Here is a 20,137-nt window from a genome sequence, read left to right as displayed (position 1 = left end):
CGCGATCCCTGGCGGGGGGCGATGCGGCTCGCTCTGGAGCAGGCCCGGCTCGCCGTCCGGGGCGGCGACGTCCCGATCGGTGCCGTCGTGCTGTCCGGAGACGGCACGACGGTGCTCGGAGCCGGGCACAACGAGCGTGAGGCGACCGGCGACCCGACCGCCCACGCGGAGGTCCTCGCCCTGCGGCGGGCCGCCGCGCGGACGGGCGAGTGGCGGCTGTCCGGCTGCACGCTGGTCGTCACGCTGGAGCCGTGCACGATGTGCGCGGGAGCCGCCGTCCTGGCCCGGGTGGACCGGGTCGTCTACGGCGCCCGGGACGAGAAGGCGGGCGCCGCCGGATCGCTCTGGGACGTCGTGCGCGACCGGCGGCTCAACCACCGGCCCGAGGTCGTCGAGGGCGTGCTCGCCGGGGACTGCGCCGGGCTCCTCACGGATTTCTTCCGGGCCCGCTGAGCCCGTCCCGCCCGGCCCCGGGAAACGGATTTCGATCCACGACCCCGGGTGTTGTAGGGTCTCTCTCGGTAGCGTGTCCGAGCGGCCGAAGGAGCTCGCCTCGAAAGCGAGTGTGGCGCAAGTCACCGAGGGTTCAAATCCCTCCGCTACCGCTTGAGAAGGGCCCCGTCCGTCGGACGGGGCCCTTCGTGCAACTATCGTGCGATCATCGACAGCGCTCGGCGCGCGGCGGTCGACGACGGGGCGGCCGACGGCAGGGGCAACCAGCGACAGGGGGAGACGGTGGCGGTGAACGCCAAGAAGATCGTCGTCTATGTGCTCGTGGTCTTCGTGCTGTACGTGGTCATCACCGACCCGGCCAAGGCCGCCGACTACGTCCAGATAGGCTTCGAGGGCATATCGAACGCCGCCAAGGCCATCGGTGACTTCATGACCTGGGCCGCGAACGGAGGAAAGTGATGATCCGCCACCTGGTCCTCTTCAAGCTCAACGAGGGTGTCCGGCGCGACGATCCGCGCGTCGTGGAGGGTGTCGCGGCGTTCCGGGCGCTGGGCGGCCAGATCGAGGACCTGCGCTTCTGGGAGTGCGGCTGGAACATCAGCGACCGGCCCATCGCCCACGACTTCGCCATCAACTCGGCGGTCGAGGACGCGGACGCCCTCAAGCGCTATCTGGAGCACCCGGCCCATCAGGCGGGCGTGGCCCTGTGGCGGGAGTTCGCCACCTGGGTGATCGCGGACTACGAGTTCTAGCCGTACGGCCCCGTACGGACCCCCTGAGACCCTCCCCGGCCCCGTGGCCCCCGCCGCGCCCCGCACCCGAGCGGTGCGGGGCTTCGTCGTGTCCGCGCACACCTGGCGCACGCGCCGCCACACACACCTGATGCACTAATTCATCCCTCAACACGTGCATATGCGGTGCTTGAACACTTAGCGCCTGTCTTGTGATGCTATGACCGCTTTTGACGGATGAGTTGATCGACGAAGAGGTGGCGTTGACCGTGTCGGCCAGTACTGCGCCGCCCCAGGAGGAAGCTTCCGCCCAGTCGGCGGACGCGCCCTCCGCACCGGCCGCCACACCCCCCGAGAAGCGGCGCGGTGCCGACACCCGGGCCCTCACCCAGGTGCTCTTCGCCCAGTTGAAGCAGCTGGAGCCGGGCGGCCCGGAGTACGCCCGCGTGCGCGGGGCGCTCATCGAGGCCAATCTCCCGCTCGTGCGCTACGCGGCCGCCCGCTTCCGCTCCCGCAACGAGCCGATGGAGGACGTCGTCCAGGTCGGCACGATCGGGCTCATCAACGCCATCGACCGCTTCGATCCGGACCGGGGCGTGCAGTTCCCCACCTTCGCGATGCCGACCGTCGTGGGCGAGATCAAGCGGTACTTCCGCGACAACGTCCGCACCGTCCACGTCCCGCGCCGCCTGCACGAGCTGTGGGTGCAGGTCAACAGCGCGACGGAGGACCTGACCACCGCCTTCGGCCGCTCCCCCTCCACCGCCGAGATCGCCGAGCGGCTGCGCATCGGCGAGGACGAGGTGCTCTCCTGCATCGAGGCGGGCCGGTCGTACCACGCGACCTCGCTGGAGGCGGCCCAGGAGGGCGACGGGCTGCCCGGACTGCTCGACCGGCTCGGCTACGAGGATCCGGCCCTGGACGGCGTCGAGCACCGCGACCTGGTCCGCCATCTGCTCGTCCAGCTCCCCGAGCGCGAGCAGCGCATCCTGCTGCTGCGTTACTACAGCAATCTCACCCAGTCGCAGATCAGTGCGGAGCTCGGCGTCTCCCAGATGCATGTCTCACGACTGCTCGCGCGCAGCTTCCAGCGGCTGCGATCCGCAAACAGGATCGAGGCGTAACCGTCACGAGCGAATCGCTCACCAGGGCGGATCCTGTCACCTTCGGTCCGAAAGACCGTCAGACCCCTTGCCGCCAGGGCTGATTCATGTCGGCGATGTCGACATGTCACTACAGCGCGTTGCCGACATGTGACATTCTGCGGGAAGCGCGTTTGCCGTGGCTCCGGCTCCGGTATTCAGGTGAAGGCTGATGTTCTCCTCGTCAGAGAACGCCGCCACGACCGTCCCGCGACCCAGAGGGGGTGGCATGTCCGCAGACCAGGGCAGCTCCGAGGTGCTCACGCTCACCAAGGGCGAGGCGCCTTCCCCGGCGCTCGAACCGATCGACGCCCTCGACGACGTGGCGGCCCTTCCGGCCGTCCCGGCCCCGGCACCGGCGTTCGAGGCCCCGGAGGCCATCGACACCCGCACCCTGTCCCGCTCCCTGTTCCTGCGGCTCGCCGTGCTCGACGAGAACAGCCCCGAGCGTGCCTACGTCCGGGACACCCTGATCGAGCTGAACCTCCCGCTCGTCCGCTACGCCGCCGCCCGCTTCCGCTCGCGCAACGAGCCGATGGAGGACATCGTCCAGGTCGGCACCATCGGCCTGATCAAGGCGATCGACCGCTTCGACTGCGAACGCGGCGTGGAGTTCCCGACCTTCGCGATGCCGACGGTGGTCGGTGAGATCAAGCGCTTCTTCCGCGACACCTCGTGGTCGGTGCGCGTGCCCCGGCGCCTCCAGGAGCTGCGGCTGGCGCTGACGAAGGCCAGCGACGAGCTGTCCCAGAAGCTCGACCGCTCCCCGACCGTCGGCGAACTCGCCACGGTGCTCGGGGTGTCGGAGGAGGACGTCGTCGACGGCCTCGCCGTGGGCAACGCGTACACGGCCTCCTCGCTCGACTCCCCGGCCCCCGAGGACGACGGCGGCGAGGGCTCGCTCGCGGACCGCCTCGGCTACGAGGACACGGCGCTGGAGGGCGTGGAGTACCGCGAGTCCCTCAAGCCGCTGCTCGCCAAGCTGCCGCCCCGTGAGCGGCGGATCATCATGCTGCGCTTCTTCGCCAACATGACGCAGTCGCAGATCGGCGAGGAGGTCGGCATCTCGCAGATGCACGTCTCCCGGCTGCTGACGCGGACGCTGTCCCAGCTCCGTGAGGGGCTCATCTCGGACTGAGCCCGGCCCGGACCCCGGTCCTCCGGCCCGTACCGGCCGCCGAGGCGCCCACGCGGCGCGTCGGCGGCCGTCGTGCTGTCCGCCGCGGCCGGGCCGTGGCGTACCGGCCGCCGGGCCCGGCCCGCCGTCCCGTACGAGTGCTACTTGAGCGCCAGCCAGGCGACGGCCGCCACGACGATCACGGCGACGACGACACCGATGATCAGGCCGACCCGCGGACCGGCGGCCGCCTGCGGCTGCTGCCTCGCCTGAGGGGCGGCCTCGTCGACGAACGCGCGGAACATCTGGGTGCTGCCGGCGGGGTCGTGGTTGCCCTGGGGGCCCTGGGTGTTAGCCATGGGCCGAGACCCTAGCGAAGACGCGGGCCCCTGCCCAAGTGGGGGGCCTGTTTGTGCTGTTGGCCCGGTGGTGCCGCGCGCCCCGGACAGCGCCCCGGCGACCGCTTCCGCCGCCTTCGGGCCAGGGAACACGCGTTCCCGCCCGTCACCTGCGTGTTTACGTTCGCAATACTTGCCTTTGCCAAGTTTTTGCGCCACCGGCCCCGGATTTGTTTGCCTTCAGCAACCAACCGAACTTATGGTTGCCCCAAGCAACGATTACGGGAGGTGTGATGGCCGAGCGCGCGCAGTACGAAGAGCTGGCGCGTCAGCTCAGCGCCATCGGCGCCGTGAAACGGGACATGGGGCGGATCCTGCCGCCCGACTGCCCGGCCGGATCCGCCGCCGTGCTGACGCTGCTCGGCCGGCACGGCGACATGCGCATGAGCAAGCTCGCCGAGCTGCTCGCCGTGGACCTGTCGGTGACCAGCCGGCATGTCGCGCACGTCGCCGCGCGCGGCTGGATCGACCGGCTGCCGGACCCCGCGGACAAGCGCTCGCGCATCCTGCGCCTGACGCCCGCCGGGAACGACCGGCTCGACGACCTGTCCCGGCGCACCACGCACCTGCTGGCGGAGCGGCTGAGCGACTGGACCGACGACGAGGTCGGCCAGCTCATCCGGCTGATGACCAGGCTCCGCGACAGCTTCGGCGACTGCCGGTCCACGCCGGTCCGGATCCCCGGGCCCGTGATCGAAGAGACCACCCGTACACCCGCAAGCACGTAGTAAAGGAAGCCCATGGCAACGACCACACCAGCCGGTGTGCGGGCTCACGCCAAGCACGGGGGCGGCTCCCCGGACGGCGCTCCGATGACGCACCGGCAGATCATGGAGGCGCTCTCCGGGCTGCTGCTCGGCATGTTCGTGGCGATCCTGTCGTCCACGATCGTCTCCAACGCCCTGCCGAAGATCATCGGTGACCTCGGTGGCGGCCAGTCCGCCTACACCTGGGTGGTCACCGCCGCCCTGCTGTCGATGACCGCCTCGACCCCCCTGTGGGGCAAGCTGGCGGACCTGTACAGCAAGAAGGCGCTCGTCCAGATAGCCCTGATCATCTACGTCGTGGCGTCGATGGCAGCCGGTCTGTCGCAGAACCCCGGCATGCTGATCGTCTGCCGCGTGGTCCAGGGCGTCGGCGTCGGCGGTCTGTCCGCCCTGGCGCAGATCGTCATGGCCGCGATGATCTCCCCGCGCGAGCGTGGCCGCTACTCCGGTTACCTCGGCGCCACCTTCGCCGTCGCCACCGTCGGCGGTCCGCTGCTCGGCGGTGTCATCACCGACACCTCGTGGCTGGGCTGGCGCTGGTGCTTCTACGTCGGCGTGCCCTTCGCGATCCTCGCCCTGGTCGTCCTCCAGAAGACCCTGCACCTGCCCGTCGTCAAGCGGGACGTGAAGGTCGACTGGGCCGGCGCGACCATGATCGCCGCGGCCGTCTCGCTGCTGCTGATCTGGGTCACCTTCGCCGGTGACAAGTACGACTGGCTGTCCTGGCAGAGCGCCGTCATGGTCGGCGGATCGATCGTCCTCGGCCTGCTGTTCGTGCTGATCGAGTCCCGGGCCGCCGAGCCGATCATCCCGCTGCGGCTGTTCCGCAACCGCACGATCACGCTGGCGTCGCTCGCCTCGCTCTTCGTCGGTGTCGCGATGTTCACCGGCACGGTCTTCTTCAGCCAGTACTTCCAGCTGGCCCGGGGCAAGACCCCGACCATGTCCGGGGTGCTGACCATCCCGATGATCGGCGGCCTGTTCGTCTCCTCCACCGTCTCCGGGCAGTTCATCACCCGCACCGGGCGCTGGAAGGCGTGGCTGGTCAGCGGTGGCGTGCTGGTGACGGCGGGCCTCGGCCTGCTGGGCACCATCCGGTACGACACGGACTACTGGAAGATGGCCATTTTCATGGCCCTGCTGGGTCTCGGCATCGGCATGATGATGCAGAACCTGGTGCTGTGCACGCAGAACCAGGTCGACCCGAGCGACCTCGGCTCGGCCAGCTCCACCGTCACCTTCTTCCGCTCGCTGGGCGGCGCGGTGGGCGTCTCCGCGCTCGGCGCGGTCCTGGCCCACCGGATCACCGACTACGTCAAGGACGGCCTGGCCGGACTCGACCCGAAGTACCAGGCCGCCATGGGCGGCTCGTCCACCGGCACCATCCCGGACGTCGCCAAGCTCCCGGCGCCGCTGCGCACGGTCATCGAGAGCGCCTACGGGCACGGCATCGCCGACATCTTCCTGATCGCCGGCTGCATGGCCGCCATCGCCTTCCTGATCACGCTGTTCATCAAGGAGGTCCCGCTGCGCACCCGGGGCGGTCTCGCGCAGTCCGCCGAGGGCGAGCCGGCCCCGGTCGACCCGGTGGCGGCCCCGGCCGTCGCCGAGGCCCAGGAGCAGGCCCCCCTCGCGGCCGCCGACCAGTTCGCGGCCCCGGCCGAGGACAAGGTGCCCAGCTGGGCCACGGCCGCCGCCACCACGGAGACCGGCCCCGAGGGCACCCAGCGGCTGGCCGCCGTCGCCACGGCGGCCCCGCGGGAGCCGGCCGCCGCCCCCGCGGGCGGCGGGGTCCCGGTGCACGGCTTCGTCCGCGGCGCCGAGAGCGCCCCGGTGCCCCGGGCCGCCGTCACGCTGATCTCGCTGACGGGCCGCCAGCTCGGCCGCGCGGTCGCACAGGCCGACGGCGGCTACACGGTGGACACGCCCGGCGCGGGCTCGTACGTCCTGATCGCCTCCGCCGACGGCTTCCAGCCGCAGGCGTCCACGATCGTCGTCCACGACGAGCCGGTGGCGTTCGACATCCTGCTCAGCGGCACCAGCGGACTGAGCGGTGTCGTGCGGGCCGCGGAGACGACCTTCCCGGTCAAGGACGCCATGGTGATCGTCACCGATGTGCGCGGCGATCTGCTGGCCACCGGGTCCACCGGTGAGCAGGGCGAGTTCTCCTTCGCCGAGCTGGTGCCGGGCGTGGTGACCGTCGCGGTGAACGCCGCCGGGTTCCGGCCGCGCGCGCTGCCCGTCGAGGTCGGCGGCGCCGGGGTCACCCGGATCGAGGTCGACCTGGACTCCGGCGCGCAGCTCCAGGGCGTCGTGCGGGCCCCGCACGGTCCGCTCGCTGACGCCCGCGTGACGCTGGTCGACGCGGCGGGCAACGTGGTCGGCACGGCCACCACCGGCGCGGACGGGGCGTACGCCTTCACCGACCTGAACAGCGGCGAGTACACCGTCATCGCGACGGGTTACCCGCCGGTGGCGACGGCGCTCGCGGTCTCGGGCCGCGGTGTCGACGACCACGACATCGAACTCGCCCACCCCGGCGAGTAGTTCAGCCCCCGGCCCGGGGCGGGGCGCGCTCCCAGTGGAGGCGCCCCGCCGCGGGCCGGTCATTTTCCGGACTTTTTTCGCAAGGCTTCTCAGGGAGACAACGGGATGGGACTGACCGCGAGGATCCGCACCCGGGACGGATGGGCCGTGTCGCACGCGGTCGTCACGGTGACCGACATGACCGGGACGCAGGTGCTGCGCGCCGAGGCCGACCACGAGGGCGCGGTGCGGGACACCACCGAGCTGGCGCCGGGGGCGTACACCGTCATCGTCACCGCCGTCGGGTACGCGCCGGCCGCCGCCAGCGCGATCGTCACCGCCAGCGGGCGGGCCGAGGCGGGCACGGTGACGCTGGCCCGCCAGGGCGGCACCGAGCTGCCGCCGCCGGGGCCGTGGACCATCGACCCGGCGCACTCCTCGGTGGCCGCGGTTGCCCAGCACCTGGGCATCTCCAGCGTGCACGGCCGGTTCACCGAGTTCGGCGGCACCATCGAGATCGCCCCCGACGACGTCACCAAGTCCCGGGTGGAGGCGGTCATCCGGGCCTCTTCCATCGACACCGGGAACGGCATGCGCGACGGCCATCTGAAGTCCGCGGACTTCCTGGACGTCGAGCGGTACCCGGAGATCACCTTCCGGAGCACCGCGCTGACCGCCGCCGGTTCGGACCGCTGGACGGTCAGCGGCGAGCTGACCATGCACGGCGTGGTGCGCCCGGTCGACCTCGACCTCGCCTACCTCGGCACCGGCGCCGACCCCTGGGGCGGCACCCGCGCCGCCTTCCGGGCCGTCACCGAACTGCGGCGCGAGGACTTCGCCATGAACTACAACCAGGTCCTCCAGGCGGGCATCGCCGCCATCGGCACCACCCTGAAGGTGGAGCTGGACATCCAGGCCGTGCAGGGCGACTCCCTGCCCGCGGCCTGACGTCCGCCCCGTACCTCACCCCGGCCCCGCCGCCGCCCTCACGTGGCGTTCTTCGTGTCGACGAGGCGGCGGGCCAGGTCGCGCAGCTTGACGTTCTCCCGCTGCGAGGCGCGCACCAGGCTGTCGAACGCCTCGGCCGCGTCGATGTCCAGACGCTCCATCAGGATGCCGGTGGCCTGGCCGATCAGGTCGCGGGTGCGCATCGCCTCGGTGAGCTGCTCGCGCACGGTCGCCGAGTCCAGGGCGAGGCTCACATGAGCGGTGAACAGCCGCCCCACCCGGACCGCCGTGGCGTCGAAGGCGCGTGGCTTGCCGGAGTAGGCGGTGAGCACCGTCAGCCGCCGCTTCTCGGCGCGCAGCCGCAGCGCGAGCGCCGAGCGCAGCCCCGCGGCGGCCAGGGCCGCGCAGCCGTCCTCGGTCTCGCTGTCGGTCACCCGCACCACGGGCGCCTGCCACAGCCCGTCCCAGTAGGGCGGCTGGGCGCCGTCGCCGTCCGGGGCCCCGGCGGCGCGTACGACGTCGTCGCTCCAGGCCACCGTGCGGGGCGGAGCCGCGCGGTCGAGCACCGCGATGCCCGCGTACTCGGCGCCCGGCAGCAGGTGCACGGCGAGCCGGACGGCGGCGCGCATGGTGTTGTGCGGGCTGTCGGTGTCATGAAGCTGCTGAGCGGCCACGGTCAGGGCCTCGGACAGCTCGATGCCCCCCGAAAAACGGGGCAATTCAGAAAAGTCGGACGCAGGCACCACGAACCTCTTCGGCATGCACGGCACCAAGGCCATGCGCAGGAGAGCTCCGCAGCACATTCCCGACTGCGAGCACAGGACGAGCAGAACCTTATCTCGTCCTTCCAGGAGTCTTACGCCTGGTTGACGGTCGGCCCCGGGCCCTGGGAACCGGCGCGTGGGAGTGGTGGAATGGGGTACGACGGGTCAGGAAGCGGCCTGGGTTCCGTCGGCCTGCCGACGAGGGGCCCCCGGCCCGCCGGACGGGCCTTGACCGGACGGATGTCCACCTATCCCCCAGGTGAGTGCCATGACCCACATCCCGAGCCCGTGCCGGGTGCGTGACGTGCCCGGCCGCGGCACGCTGTTCGTCCTGCCGCCCGAGATCGACCTGTCCAACGCCCCCGCCCTGTGCGCCGGTGTCCTCGCGCACGCGGCCGCCCGCCCCGCCCGGCTGCGCCTGCTGGTGCTGGACCTCACCCAGACCGAGTTCATGGACTCCCAGGGCGCCCGGCTGGTCCTCGACGTCCTGCACCGGCTGCCCCCGCACATCCGGCTGCGGGTCGCGGCGGCCCCGTACGGCATCCCCCGCCGCGTCCTGGAGGTCACCGGCGTGCGCCGGGACGTACCGGTGTACGACGACCCGGAGCAGGCGCTGCGGGCCTGAGCGGGCCGTCGGCGGTGCCGGCGCCTAGGCTGCGGGCATGGCACCCAGCATCGCGACCAACACCCGCGTCTCGCGCGAGGAACTCCTCGACTTCGTACGCCCCCGCCACCGCGCCCTGCTGCTGACCCGGCGCGCCGACGGCGGCCCGCAGGCCTCTCCGCTGACCTGCGGGGTGGACGGCGCCGGACGGATCGTCGTCTCCACCTATCCGGAGCGGGCCAAGACCCGCAACGCCAAGCGGGACGCCCGGGTGGCCCTCGTCGTGCTCAGCGACGAGTGGAACGGGCCCTGGGTGCAGATCGACGGCACCGCCGAGGTCGTGGACGCGCCGGACTCGGTCGAGCCGCTCGTGGAGTACTACCGCACCATCGCCGGTGAGCACCCCGACTGGGACGAGTACCGGCAGGCGATGACCGACCAGGGCAAGTCGCTCATCCGGATCACTCCCGAGCGCTGGGGCCCGGTCGCCACCGGCGGCTTCCCGGCGCGCCTGGCGCCCCGGGAGCCGTAGCGGGCCGGGCGGGGGCGCTCAGCCGCCGCGGGCGACCATCGCCTCGATGCCCGCGACCAGCAGGTCGAGGGCGAAGGCGAAGTCGCGGTCGAGCATCTCCGCGACGGTGTCGCCGCCGCGGGCGTCGCTGATCTCCTTGGACCGCCGCATGACGTCCGCCGCCGTCCGGTGCTCCAGCGCCTCGCGCATCGCCTGCCGGTGGTAGTCGTCCGCGCTCATGTCGCTGTCCGCGAACCGGTTCAGGAACTGGCCCTCGATCGTGCCGTAGCCGTAGACGAACTGGAAGACGGCCGCGATGGCGCCGGCCACCCGGTGCTCGGGCAGTCCGGTGCGGCCGATGACACCCATCACCGCGCGCGAGAAGGCCAGGTGGTTCGGGCCGATGTTCAGGTAGCGGCCGTACAGCGGGGACACCCAGGGGTGGCGCACCAGCTGCGCGCGGTACTCGGCGGCGAGCGAGCGCACCTCCTCGCGCCAGTCCGCGCCGGCCTCCGCCTCGGGCAGGCGCAGCTCGGCGAAGGCGGCGTCGAGGGCGAGTTCTAGGAGGTCGTCCTTGGTGTCGACGTACCAGTAGACGGACATCGCGGTGACGTTCAGCTCGGCGGCGAGCCGGCGCATGGAGAACGCGGCCAGCCCGTCGGCGTCCAGCAGCCGCACGGTGGCCGCGGTGATCCGCTCCCGGTCGAGCCCGGACGGCTGCCCGCCGCCGCGCCCGCCCCGGCGCTCCCTGCCCGCCAGCCAGACACTGGTCCGGGCCGCGCCCCTGGCTCCCGCTGCCTTCACCATGGCGCACCTTCCTCAGCCGTCCCGACGCCCGTCATGCTAGATCTCCCTCCGCGGGCGCCTCCCGGCGGAGCCCCGGGGCACCCTTCAGGCCCCTGCCTCCGCCGCCACCTCCGAGTCTGCCCGCTCCGCCCGGCGCAGCAACGCGGCGGCCAGTACGCCGCCGAGCAGCACGGCCGCCGCACCGGCGAGCTGGCTGGTGGACAGCCCGGAGGCGTACGCGTCCAGGATCCGGTCCTTCTCCGCGCCGTCGTGCGCCGCGGCGAGCGCGGCGGGCAGGGAGGTCGCGGCCACCGGGACCAGCGCGGCGAACCGCGAGGTGAGGACCGCGCCCAGTACGGCCACCCCGAGCCCGTTGCCGAACTCGGCCAGCGTGCCGTTCACCCCGGCGCCGACCCCCGCCTTGGCCGGCGGGATCGCGCTCATGATGGCGTGCGCCATGGCCGGACCGGCGAGCGCGGTGCCGGCGCCGATCAGCAGCAGGCCGAGGAGCGTACCGGTGTACCCGTGCTCCGACAGGAGCGCGATCGACACCAGGCCGCCCGAGAGCAGCACCATGCCGAGCAGGATCGACACCGGGGTGCCGAGCTTCACCGTCGCCCTGGCCCCGAGCCCGGAGAAGTTCAGCACCACCACGGTCAGGGCGAGCGGCGCGGTGCGCAGACCGGCCTCCAGCGGGCCGTAGCCCAGCACGAACTGGAGGTGCTGGGTGAGCAGGAACAGCGAGCCGCCCATCCCGAACGCGATCAGCACCGCCCCGGAGACCGCGCCCGTGAAGCGCCGGTCGCGGAAGAAGTGCATGTCGAGCATGGGGTACGGGATCCGGCTCTCGTGGCGCGCGAAGACCGCCAGCACCACCACGGCGGCGGCCGCCGTGCCCAGCACCCGCGCCGACGCCCAGCCGTGCGTGGGGCCCGAGATGATGGCGTAGACGAGGGCCGCCATGCCGACCGTGGACAGCAGCGCGCCGAGCAGGTCGGGGCGGTCGGGACGCCCCGGGCTGCTGCCCGGGTCCGGGGAGCCGGGGGCCGCCGCCGGACCGGGGTCCGGCCGGGGGGCTCGGGCCGCCTTCGACTCGGGGACCAGGACGACCGCCGCGACCAGGCCGAGGGCCGCCACCGGCAGGTTGATCAGGAAGATCGCGCCCCACCAGAAGTGGTTGAGCACAAAGCCGCCGATCAGCGGTCCGGTCGCGAAGCCCAGCGCGCTGACCGCGCTCCAGATGCCGATGGCCTTCGGGTGCTCGTCCGGTGTGAAGATCTGCATCACGACGGCGAGCGTGGTGGTCAGCAGCAGCGCGCCGCCGACGCCCATGCCCGCGCGGGCGGCGATCAGCTGCCCGGTGGACTGGGCGAGCCCGGCGACCAGCGAACCGGCACCGAACAGGGCCAGGCCCGCGATCAGCATCTTCTTGCGGCCGTAGCGGTCGGCCGCGCTGCCCGCGGTCAGCAGCAGCCCGGACTGCACGAGCGAGTACGCGTTGATCATCCACTGGATGTCGGAGGTGGCCGCGTGCAGCTCGCGGGTGAGCGAGCGGATCGCGACGTTCAGGACGGTGTTGTCGAGCAGCACGGTGAGCTGCGCGAGACAGATGACGCCCAGGATCAGCCAGCGCTGGGGGTGGCCCTGGGGCTGCGGCAGGCTCGGGGCCCCGGTCCGGTCCGGGGAGGCGGTTGACATGCCATACAGCGTAGAACTGCTCCCATACGGTGTACAACGCATTTACCCCGGGCGCGGCGGGCCGGCAGGGCTGGTGGGCGCGGCGGGCACAGCGAGGGGAGGCGGCGGCCGGTGTGCGGTCGCCGCCTCCCCGGGTGCGTGCGGTGAGGGGTGCTCGGTCGTCCGTCAGCCGGTGCTGTCTGTGGTGCCTGTGCTGTCTGTGGTGCCTGTGCTGTCTGTGGTGCCTGTCTTCTGCGTCAGGTCGTAGAACGTGGCCGATCCCGCCGTGACCTTCTTGAAGGTCTTCTCCACCCAGGAGGTGATCTGGGCGGAGGTGCCGTTGCCGCCCATCCCGCCGCCCATGCCGCCGCCGGAGATGAAGTAGTGGATCCGGCCCTGCGCCACGTACTGCTGGAACTGGGCCAGGGTCGGGGACGGGTCGGTGCCGTTGAAGCCGCCGATCGCCATGACCGGCTTGCCGGTGGCGAGCTGGTAACTGGCCGCGTTCTGCGAGCCGATGGACGCGGCGGCCCAGGTGTAGGCGGACGCGTCCTGCTCCAGCAGCTTCTTCGCGGCTGCGGAGACGTTCGCGCCGTCGAGCAGGCCGCCCATGCCGCCGGGGCCGCCCGCACGGCCGCCTTCGCCGGTCCGGCCGCCGCCGGGGAAGCCGCCTCCGGGGAGGCCGTTGCCGTTCTGGCCGCCGGTGCCGTTCTGGCCGTTGGGGGCGGTCCCGCCGTTCTGGCCGCCGCCGGGGAAGCCTCCGGTGCCGCCGCCCGGGAAGCCGTTGCCGTTCTGCTGGTTCCCGCCGGGGAGGCCGCCGCGCATGCCCTCGCCACCGCCGGGGAAGCCGCCCCGCCGCCGAAGCCCCGCATGCCCGCGCCCGCCGGACCCGCCGTCGGGATGGAACCGGTGTGCGCGGAGTCCACCGTGCTCAGCGTGTACGCCGTCGGACCGGCCAGGCAGGTCACGAAGCCCGCGGCGACCACGGCGACGGCCAGCCGCCGGCCGATCCGGGTCACGAAGACCAGTCCGAGGGCGGTGGCCAGACCGCCGATCAGGACCAGCCAGCGGAGCCACGGCAGGTGGTCGGGGGTGCGGTGCAGCAGGACGTACCCCCACGCGGCGGTCGCCGTGACGGCGGCGGCCAGCGTGAGCGACGCCCAGGTCCTGGACCGCTCCTCCCACAGCACGGTCACGCCCATGCCCACCACGGCCGCGAGGTAGGGCGCGAGGGCGACCGTGTAGTACTGGTGGAAGATGCCCGCCATGTAGCTGAAGACGGCCAGCGTCATCAGCAGCGCGCCGCCCCAGGCGAGGAAGGACGCGCGGGCGAGGTCGGTGCGCCGGGCCCTGCGGGTCACGAGCACCCCGGCCACCAGCAGGATCAGCGCGGCCGGCAGCAGCCAGGAGACCTGGCCGCCGACCTCGGAGTTGAACATCCGGTCCCAGCCCGTCTCACCCCACATGCCGCCCCCGCCGCCGCGCCCGCCCGGACCGCCTCCGCCGCCGACGCTGCCGGTCTCGTCGCCGTTGATCCGGCCGAGGCCGTTGTAGCCGAAGGTCAGCTCCAGGAAGCTGTTGTGCTGCGAGCCGCCGATGTACGGCCGGGAGGAGGCCGGCCACAGCTCGACGATCGCCACCCACCAGCCGCCGGAGACGACCAGCGCCACGGTGGCGAGTGCGAGTTGCCCGAGCCGCTTGCGCAGGGCGACCGGCGCGCAGATCCCGTAGAGCAGGGCCAGCGGCGGCAGGATCAGGAACGCCTGGAGGGTCTTGGCCAGGAAGGCGAAGCCGACCGCCACGCCCGCCCACACCAGCCACTTGGTGCGTCCGTCCTCCAGGGCGCGGACCACGAGGTGCACGGTGAGCGCCATGAGCAGGGCGAGCAGCGCGTCCGGGTTGTTGAAGCGGAACATCAGCGCGGCCACCGGGGTGAGCGCGAGCACCGCGCCCGCGATCAGTCCGGCCGCGGGGCTGAAGCGGCGGCGCACCGAGGCGTACACCACGGCGACCGTGAGGACGCCCATGATCACCTCGGGCACGAGGATCGCCCAGGCGCTGAGGCCGAACAGCCGCACCGAGAGCGCCATCGGCCACAGCGCGGCCGGCGGCTTGTCCACGGTGATGGCGTTGCCCGCGTCCAGCGAACCGAAGAAGAACGCCTTCCACGAGGTGCTGCCCGCCTGCACGGCCGCCGAGTAGAAGGAGTTGGCGTAGCCGGAGGCGCTCAGGTTCCACAGATAGAGCAGGGCGGTCGCGAGCAGCAGGGCGAGGAGGGCGGGCCGGGCCCAGCGCGGATCCTCGGGCCGGCCGCGCCACAGGCGGCGCGCGAAGGGCAGCCGCGGATCGGCGCCGTGCGGGGCGGGGGACGCGGAGGGCGGGGCGGCGGCGGGGACCGGGGGTTCGGCCGTCGCCACGGCGGATGCGGGCGCGGACGGGGACACGGACGGGGATACGGACGGGGATACGGAGGGTGACGCGGCCGGGGGTGCTGCCGGGGGCGGGTCCCAGGAGGACGTACCCGTGCCGGGCTGGCGACCGTCCCGGTCGTGTTCGGTGCTCATCGGGGGTCCTTCTGGTCGATTCCGAGGTCGATTTCGAGGTCGAGGTCGAGGCCGTTGTCTTCGGCGGCGCTGCGGCCGATGCCGTCGGTGTCGCTGTGGTCGTGGCGGGTGCCGTACGGGTGCTGGGGCCGGATCGCGACGGGCCGGGACCGCTGCGGGTGCGCGGGCGCCGTCCGTGGCGGCTCCTCGCGCGGTTCCGGGAAGACCCAGGCGCGGAAGAGCAGGAAGCGCAGCACGGTCGCGGCCAGGTTGGCCGCGACCAGGACGGCCAGTTCGGTGGAGTGCGCCGGCTCCCTGGTCGCCATGGCCAGCGCGGCCAGGGAGCCGCTGGTCAGCGCGAGGCCGATGGCGAAGACCACCAGGCCCTGCGCCTGGTGGCGCACCGCGCCGCCGCGCCCGCGCACACCGAAGGTCAGCCGCCGGTTGGCCGCGGTGTTGGCGACCGCCGAGACCAGCAGGGCGAGCGCGTTGGCGGTCTGGGAGCCGGCGAACTGCCGGAAGAGGCTGTAGAGCAGCAGATAGAAGAGGGTGGACAGGACACCGACGACGCAGAACCCGACCAGTTGCCGGGCCAGTCCCCTGGGCACGTCCTGGATGTCCCGGTCGCGCGGGTCGTCACCGAAGGGCCGGGCGAGCCGGTCCAGCGGCAGCGAACCGGTGGCCAGGGCCTTGCCGACCCGCCACACGCCCTTCAGGTCGTCGGTCGCGGTCCGCAGGATGTGCACCGTGGAGTCCGGGTCGTCGACCCAGTCGACCGGCACCTCGTGGATGCGCAGCCCGGCCCGTTCGGCGAGCACCAGCATCTCGGTGTCGAAGAACCACCCGGTGTCCTCCACCAGCGGCAGCAGCACCTGGGCGACATCGCGCCGTATCGCCTTGAACCCGCACTGCGCGTCGGAGAAGCGGGCCTGGAGCGAGCCGCGCAGGATCAGGTTGTAGGAGCGGGAGATCAGCTCCCGCTTGGTGCCGCGCACCACCCGTGAACTGCGGGCGAGCCGGGAGCCGATGGCCAGGTCGGAGTGGCCGGAGATCAGCGGCGCCACCAGGGGCAGCAGCGCGTTCAGGTCGGTGGACAGGTCCACGTCCATATAGGCGAGGACCGGCGCCTCCGAGGCCGACCAGACGGCCCGCAGGGCGCGGCCCCGCCCCTTCTGTTCGAGGCGCGCGCTGCGCACCCCGGCCAGCTCCGCCGCCAGCGCCGCCGCCACCCGCGGGGTGCTGTCGGTGGAGGCGTTGTCGGCGACGGTGATGCGGAACGCGTACGGGAAGGTCCGGGTCAGGTGCTCGTGCAGGCGGAGCACGCACGGCCGGAGGTCCTTCTCCTCGTTGTAGACGGGGATCACCACGTCCAGGACCGGCGTACCGGCGTCCGCGGCAGGGAGGTGCTCCCGTGCCGGGAGTGGACCGGGGGAAGGGTCGGTTCGCATGGGACCGACTCTTCTCAACCCCCCTGTCGCACCGATGTGGTGACACTGTGCTGCGCCTGTGAGTGCGGGCCCGGGGCCGCCTTCCCGCAGGGCGCGGGACGGCCCGGGGCCGCCGGTGGGAGGGCAGAGGGGCCGGTGACCGGGAAGGCAGGGGAGCCTGTGACCGGGAGGGCAGGGGAGCCGGTGACCGGGCGGGCGAGGAGGCCGGTGGCCGGTGCGGCGGTCGTGCCGAGGGCGGGCAGCCGTACCGTGAAGACGGTCCGCCCCGGCTCGCTGTCCACGCCGACGGTGCCGCCGTGCGCGGCGGCCACGGCCCGCACGATGGCCAGCCCGAGCCCGGTCGAACCGGTGGCGCGGGAGCGGCCCGAGTCGCCGCGCGCGAACCGTTCGAAGACGTGCGGCAGCAGCCCGGCCGGGATGCCCTGTCCGTCGTCCTTGATGTCCAGGCACAGCCACGGCCCGTCCCGTCGCACGCGCGCGGTCACGGTCGTGCCGGGCGCGGTGTGCGTACGGGCGTTGGCCAGCAGGTTGACCAGCACCTGCTGGAGGCGTGCCGGGTCCGCCGACACCGCGGCCGGTTCGTCGGGCAGGTCGAGCCGCCAGGTGTGGCCGGGACCGGCCGCCCGCGCGTCACTGACGGTGTCCACGACCAGCGGCAGGAGGTCGGTCGGCTCGAACCGCAGCGGGCGGCCCGCGTCCAGCCGGGCGAGCAGCAGCAGATCCTCCACCAGCAGCGTCATCCGGTCGGCCTCGGACTCGATACGGCCCAGCGCGTGCCGGGTGTCCGGGCCGATCCGCTCGCCGCCGCGCCGGGTGAGTTCGGCGTAGCCGCGGATCGAGGCGAGCGGGGTGCGCAGCTCGTGGCTGGCGTCCGCGACGAACTGGCGGACCCGTGTCTCGCTGCGCTGCCGTGCGTGCAGGGCGCCGTGGATGTGGTCGAGCATGCGGTTGAGCGCGAGGCCCACCTGTCCGACCTCGGTGCGCGGGTCGGTCTCCGGGGCCGGGACGCGTTCGCTGAGGTTCACCTCGCCCGAGTGGAGGGGGAGTTCGGAGACCCGGGTGGCGGTGGCGGCGACCCGGCGCAGCGGGCGCAGCGCCACGCCGACGATGGCGGCACCGGCGAGCGAGGCGGCGACGAGCCCGGCGACGGTGACGCTGATCTCCACCAGGACGAGGGTCCGTACGGTGTTGTCGACCTCCGTGGTCGGTATGGCCACGTAGAAGCTGCCGTTGGGGCCGGTGGCGTGGACGACGCGGTAGCCGCCCAGACCGGGCAGGTCGACGGTGTGCTTGCCCTGGTCCTGGGCGACGGAGCCGAGCGCGGAACGCTGGTCGGTGGTCAGGGACTTGGCGTCCACCTGCGGGACCCCGGCACCGTCCCGGGTCTTGTCGCCGACCTCGGCCTCGGTGATGGTGCCGTTCTCGGTCCTGGCCACGACGGTGCCGCCGGGCTGCGGCCCCTTGACGAAGTCGCTGAGCCGGATGTCCTTGGGCTCGGGGGCGCCGAGCCGCTGGTCGGGGGCCCACTGCTTGCCGGGCCGGCCCGGCGGCCGGAACACGCCGGAGGCGCGCGCGGCGACCTCGCCGAGCTGCCCGTCGAGCTGTTCGTACAGATGGGAGCGGAGCGCCAGGGCCGTCACGGAGCCGATGACCCCGCAGACCACGGCGATCAGCACGACGGACGCGACGACGAGCCGGGTCCGCAGGGTGCGCGGCTGCCGTCCGCGCCGCCGCCTGATCCGGGGCGGACGCGGGAGCCGGGGGCCCGGTTCCGGTGTCCGCCGAGGCCGCCGGAACCGCTGGGTCTGCTCGGCCTGCTGGGCCTGCTGGGTCCGCCGTGGTCCGCCGTCGGTCACGACACCGCGGGCTTGATCAGGTATCCGGCGCCGCGCCGGGTGTGGATCATCGGCTCGCGGCCCGCGTCGATCTTGCGGCGCAGATAGGAGATGTACAGCTCGACGACGTTGGCCTGGCCGCCGAAGTCGTACGACCAGACGCGGTCCAGGATCTGCGCCTTGCTCAGCACGCGCCGCGGGTTGCGCATGAGGAAGCGCAGCAGCTCGAACTCGGTGGCGGTCAGATGGATGTTGTCGCCGCCGCGCGAGACCTCGTGGCTGTCCTCGTCGAGGGTGAGGTCGCCGACGACCAGCACGGACTCGGAGCGCCGGTCGGCGGCGCCCGCACGCCGGATCAGTCCGCGCAGCCGCGCGACGACCTCCTCCAGGCTGAACGGCTTGGTCACGTAGTCGTCCCCGCCCGCGGTGAGACCGGCGATCCGGTCCTCGACGGCGTCCTTGGCGGTCAGGAAGAGGACGGGCACGTCGGGCAGGTCGCGGCGCAGCCGGCCCAGCACGGTGAGGCCGTCCATGTCGGGCAGCATCATGTCGAGGACGACGGCGTCGGGCCGGAACTCGCGGGCGCTCTTCAGCGCGCCCACCCCGTCGTCGGCGCTGCGGATCCGCCAGCCCTCGTAGCGCAGGGCCATGGACAGCAGTTCGGTGATCGACTGCTCGTCGTCCACCACGAGCACGCGGACGGGGCTCCCGTCCGCCCTCAGCAGTTCGGTGCGCCCCTGGGGCGAAGTCGTGGTCATGTCGGCCACCTTGGCGGCGCCCTCTGAGAACACGCTTGCACGAATCTGTGTTTTCCCTGAGAAACGCACAGGGACCGCTCAGGGAACACCTGGGAGCCTCACCGCTCCGGCCCCGGCTCCCGGGATCGCTCGTACCGGCCCCCTCGGTGTCACTCCAGGCCGAAGAGCCGTGCCCCGTTGTCGTGGCAGACCGCGCGCAGCCAATCGGCGCCCAGGCCGAGGCGCTCCAGGGCGTACAGCTGCTCGACGTACGGATAGGGGAGGTTGGGGAAGTCCGTCCCGAGCAGGATCCGGTCGCCGAGGGCGGCCAGCCGGGGCAGGGCGCGGCGCGGGAACGGCGCGAAGCCCTCGCTGAAGTCGGTGAACGCCATGGTCGTGTCCAGCCGCACCCGCGGGTACCGCTCGGCGAGGCCGAGGAAGTCCTCGTACTCCGGCATGCCCATGTGGGCGACGATCAGCGGCAGCCGGGGGTGCCGGGCGAGCACGCGGCCGATCGGCTCGGGCCCGGTGTGCTTGCCGGGCGCCGGTCCCGAGCCGCAGTGGATCACGACGGGCACGCCCGCCTCGGCGAGCAGCCCCCAGGCCGGGTCGAGGAGTTCGTCGGCGGGGTCGTACGCGCCGACCTGGACGTGCGCCTTGAAGACCCGCGCGCCCGCCTCGACGGCCTCCTTCACGTAGGTGTGCGCACCCTCCTCCGGGAAGAGCGTGGCGGTGTGCAGGCAGTCGGGGGTGCGGCGGGCGAAGCCGACCGCCCAGCCGTTCAGCCACTCGGCCATGCCGGGCTTGTGCGGGTAGAGCATGGCGGTGAAGGCCCGCACCCCGAACTCCCGCAGCCGGGCGACGCGCCGGTCCTCCTCCTCGCGGTACGTGATGGGCCATTCCAGGCCGCCGGTGAGCGGACCGAGCCCGTCGAAGTAGTCCCAGACCTTGCGCAGCACCCGCTCGGGCATGAAGTGCGTGTGCACGTCGACGAGTCCGGGCAGGCCGAACCGGTCCTGGAACCGCCGCACCTCGGCCGCCTCCTGCGCCACCTCGGGTGCGGTACGGGGGGTGGGCTGGGGGACGGACCGAGGCTGAGGCTGATCGCTCATGCCGCCCACGATCACCCCCGCGCGCGCCGCGCGTCCAC

Annotated in this window: 18 protein-coding genes, 1 tRNA gene and 1 pseudogene; 11 read left to right on the top strand and 9 right to left on the bottom strand. The window is 72.8% G+C overall.

All coding sequences use genetic code 11. The features are described from left to right. Nucleotides 1-21 precede the first annotated feature (21 nt). The 6 genes from tadA to R4Z62_RS17310 all read left to right on the top strand — a co-directional run bounded on the left by tadA (nucleotide 22) and on the right by R4Z62_RS17310 (nucleotide 3,464). Entirely contained in the window at nucleotides 22-453 is a 432-nt protein-coding gene (gene tadA / locus R4Z62_RS17335; RefSeq protein WP_064533969.1) for a tRNA adenosine(34) deaminase TadA, read from the top strand. A 67-nt stretch (nucleotides 454-520) separates the two neighbouring features. Next, nucleotides 521-605, top strand: a tRNA-Ser gene (locus tag R4Z62_RS17330). Nucleotides 606-741: 136 nt separating this feature from the next. Beyond that, complete coding sequence (locus R4Z62_RS17325) at nucleotides 742-912, top strand: hypothetical protein (RefSeq protein ID WP_173860784.1); 171 nt, start codon at nucleotides 742-744, stop codon at nucleotides 910-912. After that, on the top strand, nucleotides 912-1,205 hold the full coding sequence (locus R4Z62_RS17320) for a Dabb family protein (RefSeq protein ID WP_064533970.1): 294 nt from the start codon (nucleotides 912-914) through the stop codon (nucleotides 1,203-1,205). The genes R4Z62_RS17325 and R4Z62_RS17320 overlap by 1 nt, the downstream gene beginning before the upstream one ends. A 242-nt stretch (nucleotides 1,206-1,447) precedes the next feature. Beyond that, a complete protein-coding gene (locus R4Z62_RS17315; RefSeq protein ID WP_026252283.1) occupies nucleotides 1,448-2,308 on the top strand; it encodes an RNA polymerase sigma factor SigF in 861 nt (286 codons plus the stop codon). Nucleotides 2,309-2,555: 247 nt separating this feature from the next. Continuing rightward, nucleotides 2,556-3,464 (top strand): RNA polymerase sigma factor SigF, encoded by a 909-nt coding sequence (locus R4Z62_RS17310; protein ID WP_064533971.1) that lies wholly within the window; start codon nucleotides 2,556-2,558, stop codon nucleotides 3,462-3,464. A 140-nt stretch (nucleotides 3,465-3,604) separates the two neighbouring features. On the opposite strand, the gene R4Z62_RS17305 is transcribed toward R4Z62_RS17310, so the two are convergent. After that, nucleotides 3,605-3,802 (bottom strand): hypothetical protein, encoded by a 198-nt coding sequence (locus tag R4Z62_RS17305; protein ID WP_064533972.1) that lies wholly within the window; start codon nucleotides 3,800-3,802, stop codon nucleotides 3,605-3,607. A 272-nt stretch (nucleotides 3,803-4,074) separates the two neighbouring features. On the opposite strand from R4Z62_RS17305, the gene R4Z62_RS17300 reads away from it, so the two are divergent. The 3 genes from R4Z62_RS17300 (at nucleotide 4,075) to R4Z62_RS17290 (ending at nucleotide 8,082) form a co-directional block, all read left to right on the top strand. Then, nucleotides 4,075-4,569 (top strand): MarR family winged helix-turn-helix transcriptional regulator, encoded by a 495-nt coding sequence (locus R4Z62_RS17300; RefSeq protein ID WP_018566331.1) that lies wholly within the window; start codon nucleotides 4,075-4,077, stop codon nucleotides 4,567-4,569. A gap of 84 nt (nucleotides 4,570-4,653) precedes the next feature. Continuing rightward, complete coding sequence (locus R4Z62_RS17295; protein WP_491521886.1) at nucleotides 4,654-7,155, top strand: MFS transporter; 2,502 nt, start codon at nucleotides 4,654-4,656, stop codon at nucleotides 7,153-7,155. A 105-nt stretch (nucleotides 7,156-7,260) separates the two neighbouring features. Continuing rightward, nucleotides 7,261-8,082, top strand: coding sequence for a YceI family protein (locus R4Z62_RS17290; protein ID WP_064533974.1), 822 nt, complete (start codon nucleotides 7,261-7,263; stop codon nucleotides 8,080-8,082). Nucleotides 8,083-8,120: 38 nt separating this feature from the next. On the opposite strand, the gene R4Z62_RS17285 is transcribed toward R4Z62_RS17290, so the two are convergent. Continuing rightward, complete coding sequence (locus R4Z62_RS17285) at nucleotides 8,121-8,843, bottom strand: GAF and ANTAR domain-containing protein (protein WP_051115809.1); 723 nt, start codon at nucleotides 8,841-8,843, stop codon at nucleotides 8,121-8,123. 271 nt (nucleotides 8,844-9,114) lie between these two features. Here R4Z62_RS17285 and R4Z62_RS17280 point away from each other — a divergent pair, with 271 nt between their 5' ends. After that, the gene (locus R4Z62_RS17280) at nucleotides 9,115-9,471 is read left to right on the top strand and encodes an STAS domain-containing protein (protein ID WP_064533975.1); all 357 of its coding nucleotides are present in this window, start codon (nucleotides 9,115-9,117) and stop codon (nucleotides 9,469-9,471) included. Nucleotides 9,472-9,508: 37 nt separating this feature from the next. Then, on the top strand, nucleotides 9,509-9,982 hold the full coding sequence (locus R4Z62_RS17275; protein ID WP_491520248.1) for a PPOX class F420-dependent oxidoreductase: 474 nt from the start codon (nucleotides 9,509-9,511) through the stop codon (nucleotides 9,980-9,982). Between the two features lie 18 nt (nucleotides 9,983-10,000). On the opposite strand, the gene R4Z62_RS17270 is transcribed toward R4Z62_RS17275, so the two are convergent. The 7 genes and pseudogenes from R4Z62_RS17270 to R4Z62_RS17240 form a co-directional block, all read right to left on the bottom strand. Beyond that, on the bottom strand, nucleotides 10,001-10,768 hold the full coding sequence (locus R4Z62_RS17270; protein ID WP_064533977.1) for a TetR/AcrR family transcriptional regulator: 768 nt from the start codon (nucleotides 10,766-10,768) through the stop codon (nucleotides 10,001-10,003). Nucleotides 10,769-10,852: 84 nt separating this feature from the next. After that, complete coding sequence (locus R4Z62_RS17265; RefSeq protein ID WP_491520247.1) at nucleotides 10,853-12,445, bottom strand: MFS transporter; 1,593 nt, start codon at nucleotides 12,443-12,445, stop codon at nucleotides 10,853-10,855. A 165-nt stretch (nucleotides 12,446-12,610) separates the two neighbouring features. Further along, a pseudogene (locus R4Z62_RS17260) lies at nucleotides 12,611-14,988 on the bottom strand (mannosyltransferase YkcB-related protein). Further along, nucleotides 14,985-16,415, bottom strand: coding sequence for a bifunctional glycosyltransferase family 2/GtrA family protein (locus tag R4Z62_RS17255; RefSeq protein WP_491520246.1), 1,431 nt, complete (start codon nucleotides 16,413-16,415; stop codon nucleotides 14,985-14,987). Before R4Z62_RS17255 ends, R4Z62_RS17260 begins: the two are co-directional and overlap by 4 nt. 14 nt (nucleotides 16,416-16,429) lie before the next feature. Further along, nucleotides 16,430-18,271, bottom strand: coding sequence for a sensor histidine kinase (locus R4Z62_RS17250; RefSeq protein WP_491520245.1), 1,842 nt, complete (start codon nucleotides 18,269-18,271; stop codon nucleotides 16,430-16,432). Continuing rightward, entirely contained in the window at nucleotides 18,268-19,008 is a 741-nt protein-coding gene (locus tag R4Z62_RS17245; RefSeq protein WP_173860850.1) for a response regulator transcription factor, read from the bottom strand. Before R4Z62_RS17245 ends, R4Z62_RS17250 begins: the two co-directional genes overlap by 4 nt. Nucleotides 19,009-19,157: 149 nt before the next feature. Beyond that, nucleotides 19,158-20,099: an amidohydrolase family protein gene (locus tag R4Z62_RS17240; RefSeq protein WP_237305378.1), complete on the bottom strand. Its 942-nt coding sequence runs from the start codon at nucleotides 20,097-20,099 to the stop codon at nucleotides 19,158-19,160. Nucleotides 20,100-20,137 lie beyond the last annotated feature (38 nt).

Source organism: Streptomyces sp. PL-25, assembly GCF_058344915.1.
This window is presented reverse-complemented; position numbering and strand designations above follow the sequence as displayed.

Coding starts and splice junctions, on each gene's coding strand:
- tadA (WP_064533969.1), top strand. CDS start 22: ATGCGGCTCGCTCTGGAGCAGGCCCGGCTCGCCGTCCGGGGCGGCGAC.
- R4Z62_RS17320 (WP_064533970.1), top strand. CDS start 912: ATGATCCGCCACCTGGTCCTCTTCAAGCTCAACGAGGGTGTCCGGCGC.
- R4Z62_RS17310 (WP_064533971.1), top strand. CDS start 2,556: ATGTCCGCAGACCAGGGCAGCTCCGAGGTGCTCACGCTCACCAAGGGC.
- R4Z62_RS17305 (WP_064533972.1), bottom strand. CDS start 3,802: ATGGCTAACACCCAGGGCCCCCAGGGCAACCACGACCCCGCCGGCAGC.
- R4Z62_RS17300 (WP_018566331.1), top strand. CDS start 4,075: ATGGCCGAGCGCGCGCAGTACGAAGAGCTGGCGCGTCAGCTCAGCGCC.
- R4Z62_RS17295 (WP_491521886.1), top strand. CDS start 4,654: ATGACGCACCGGCAGATCATGGAGGCGCTCTCCGGGCTGCTGCTCGGC.
- R4Z62_RS17290 (WP_064533974.1), top strand. CDS start 7,261: ATGGGACTGACCGCGAGGATCCGCACCCGGGACGGATGGGCCGTGTCG.
- R4Z62_RS17285 (WP_051115809.1), bottom strand. CDS start 8,843: ATGCCGAAGAGGTTCGTGGTGCCTGCGTCCGACTTTTCTGAATTGCCC.
- R4Z62_RS17280 (WP_064533975.1), top strand. CDS start 9,115: ATGACCCACATCCCGAGCCCGTGCCGGGTGCGTGACGTGCCCGGCCGC.
- R4Z62_RS17275 (WP_491520248.1), top strand. CDS start 9,509: ATGGCACCCAGCATCGCGACCAACACCCGCGTCTCGCGCGAGGAACTC.
- R4Z62_RS17270 (WP_064533977.1), bottom strand. CDS start 10,768: ATGGTGAAGGCAGCGGGAGCCAGGGGCGCGGCCCGGACCAGTGTCTGG.
- R4Z62_RS17265 (WP_491520247.1), bottom strand. CDS start 12,445: ATGTCAACCGCCTCCCCGGACCGGACCGGGGCCCCGAGCCTGCCGCAG.
- R4Z62_RS17255 (WP_491520246.1), bottom strand. CDS start 16,415: ATGCGAACCGACCCTTCCCCCGGTCCACTCCCGGCACGGGAGCACCTC.
- R4Z62_RS17245 (WP_173860850.1), bottom strand. CDS start 19,008: ATGACCACGACTTCGCCCCAGGGGCGCACCGAACTGCTGAGGGCGGAC.
- R4Z62_RS17240 (WP_237305378.1), bottom strand. CDS start 20,099: ATGAGCGATCAGCCTCAGCCTCGGTCCGTCCCCCAGCCCACCCCCCGT.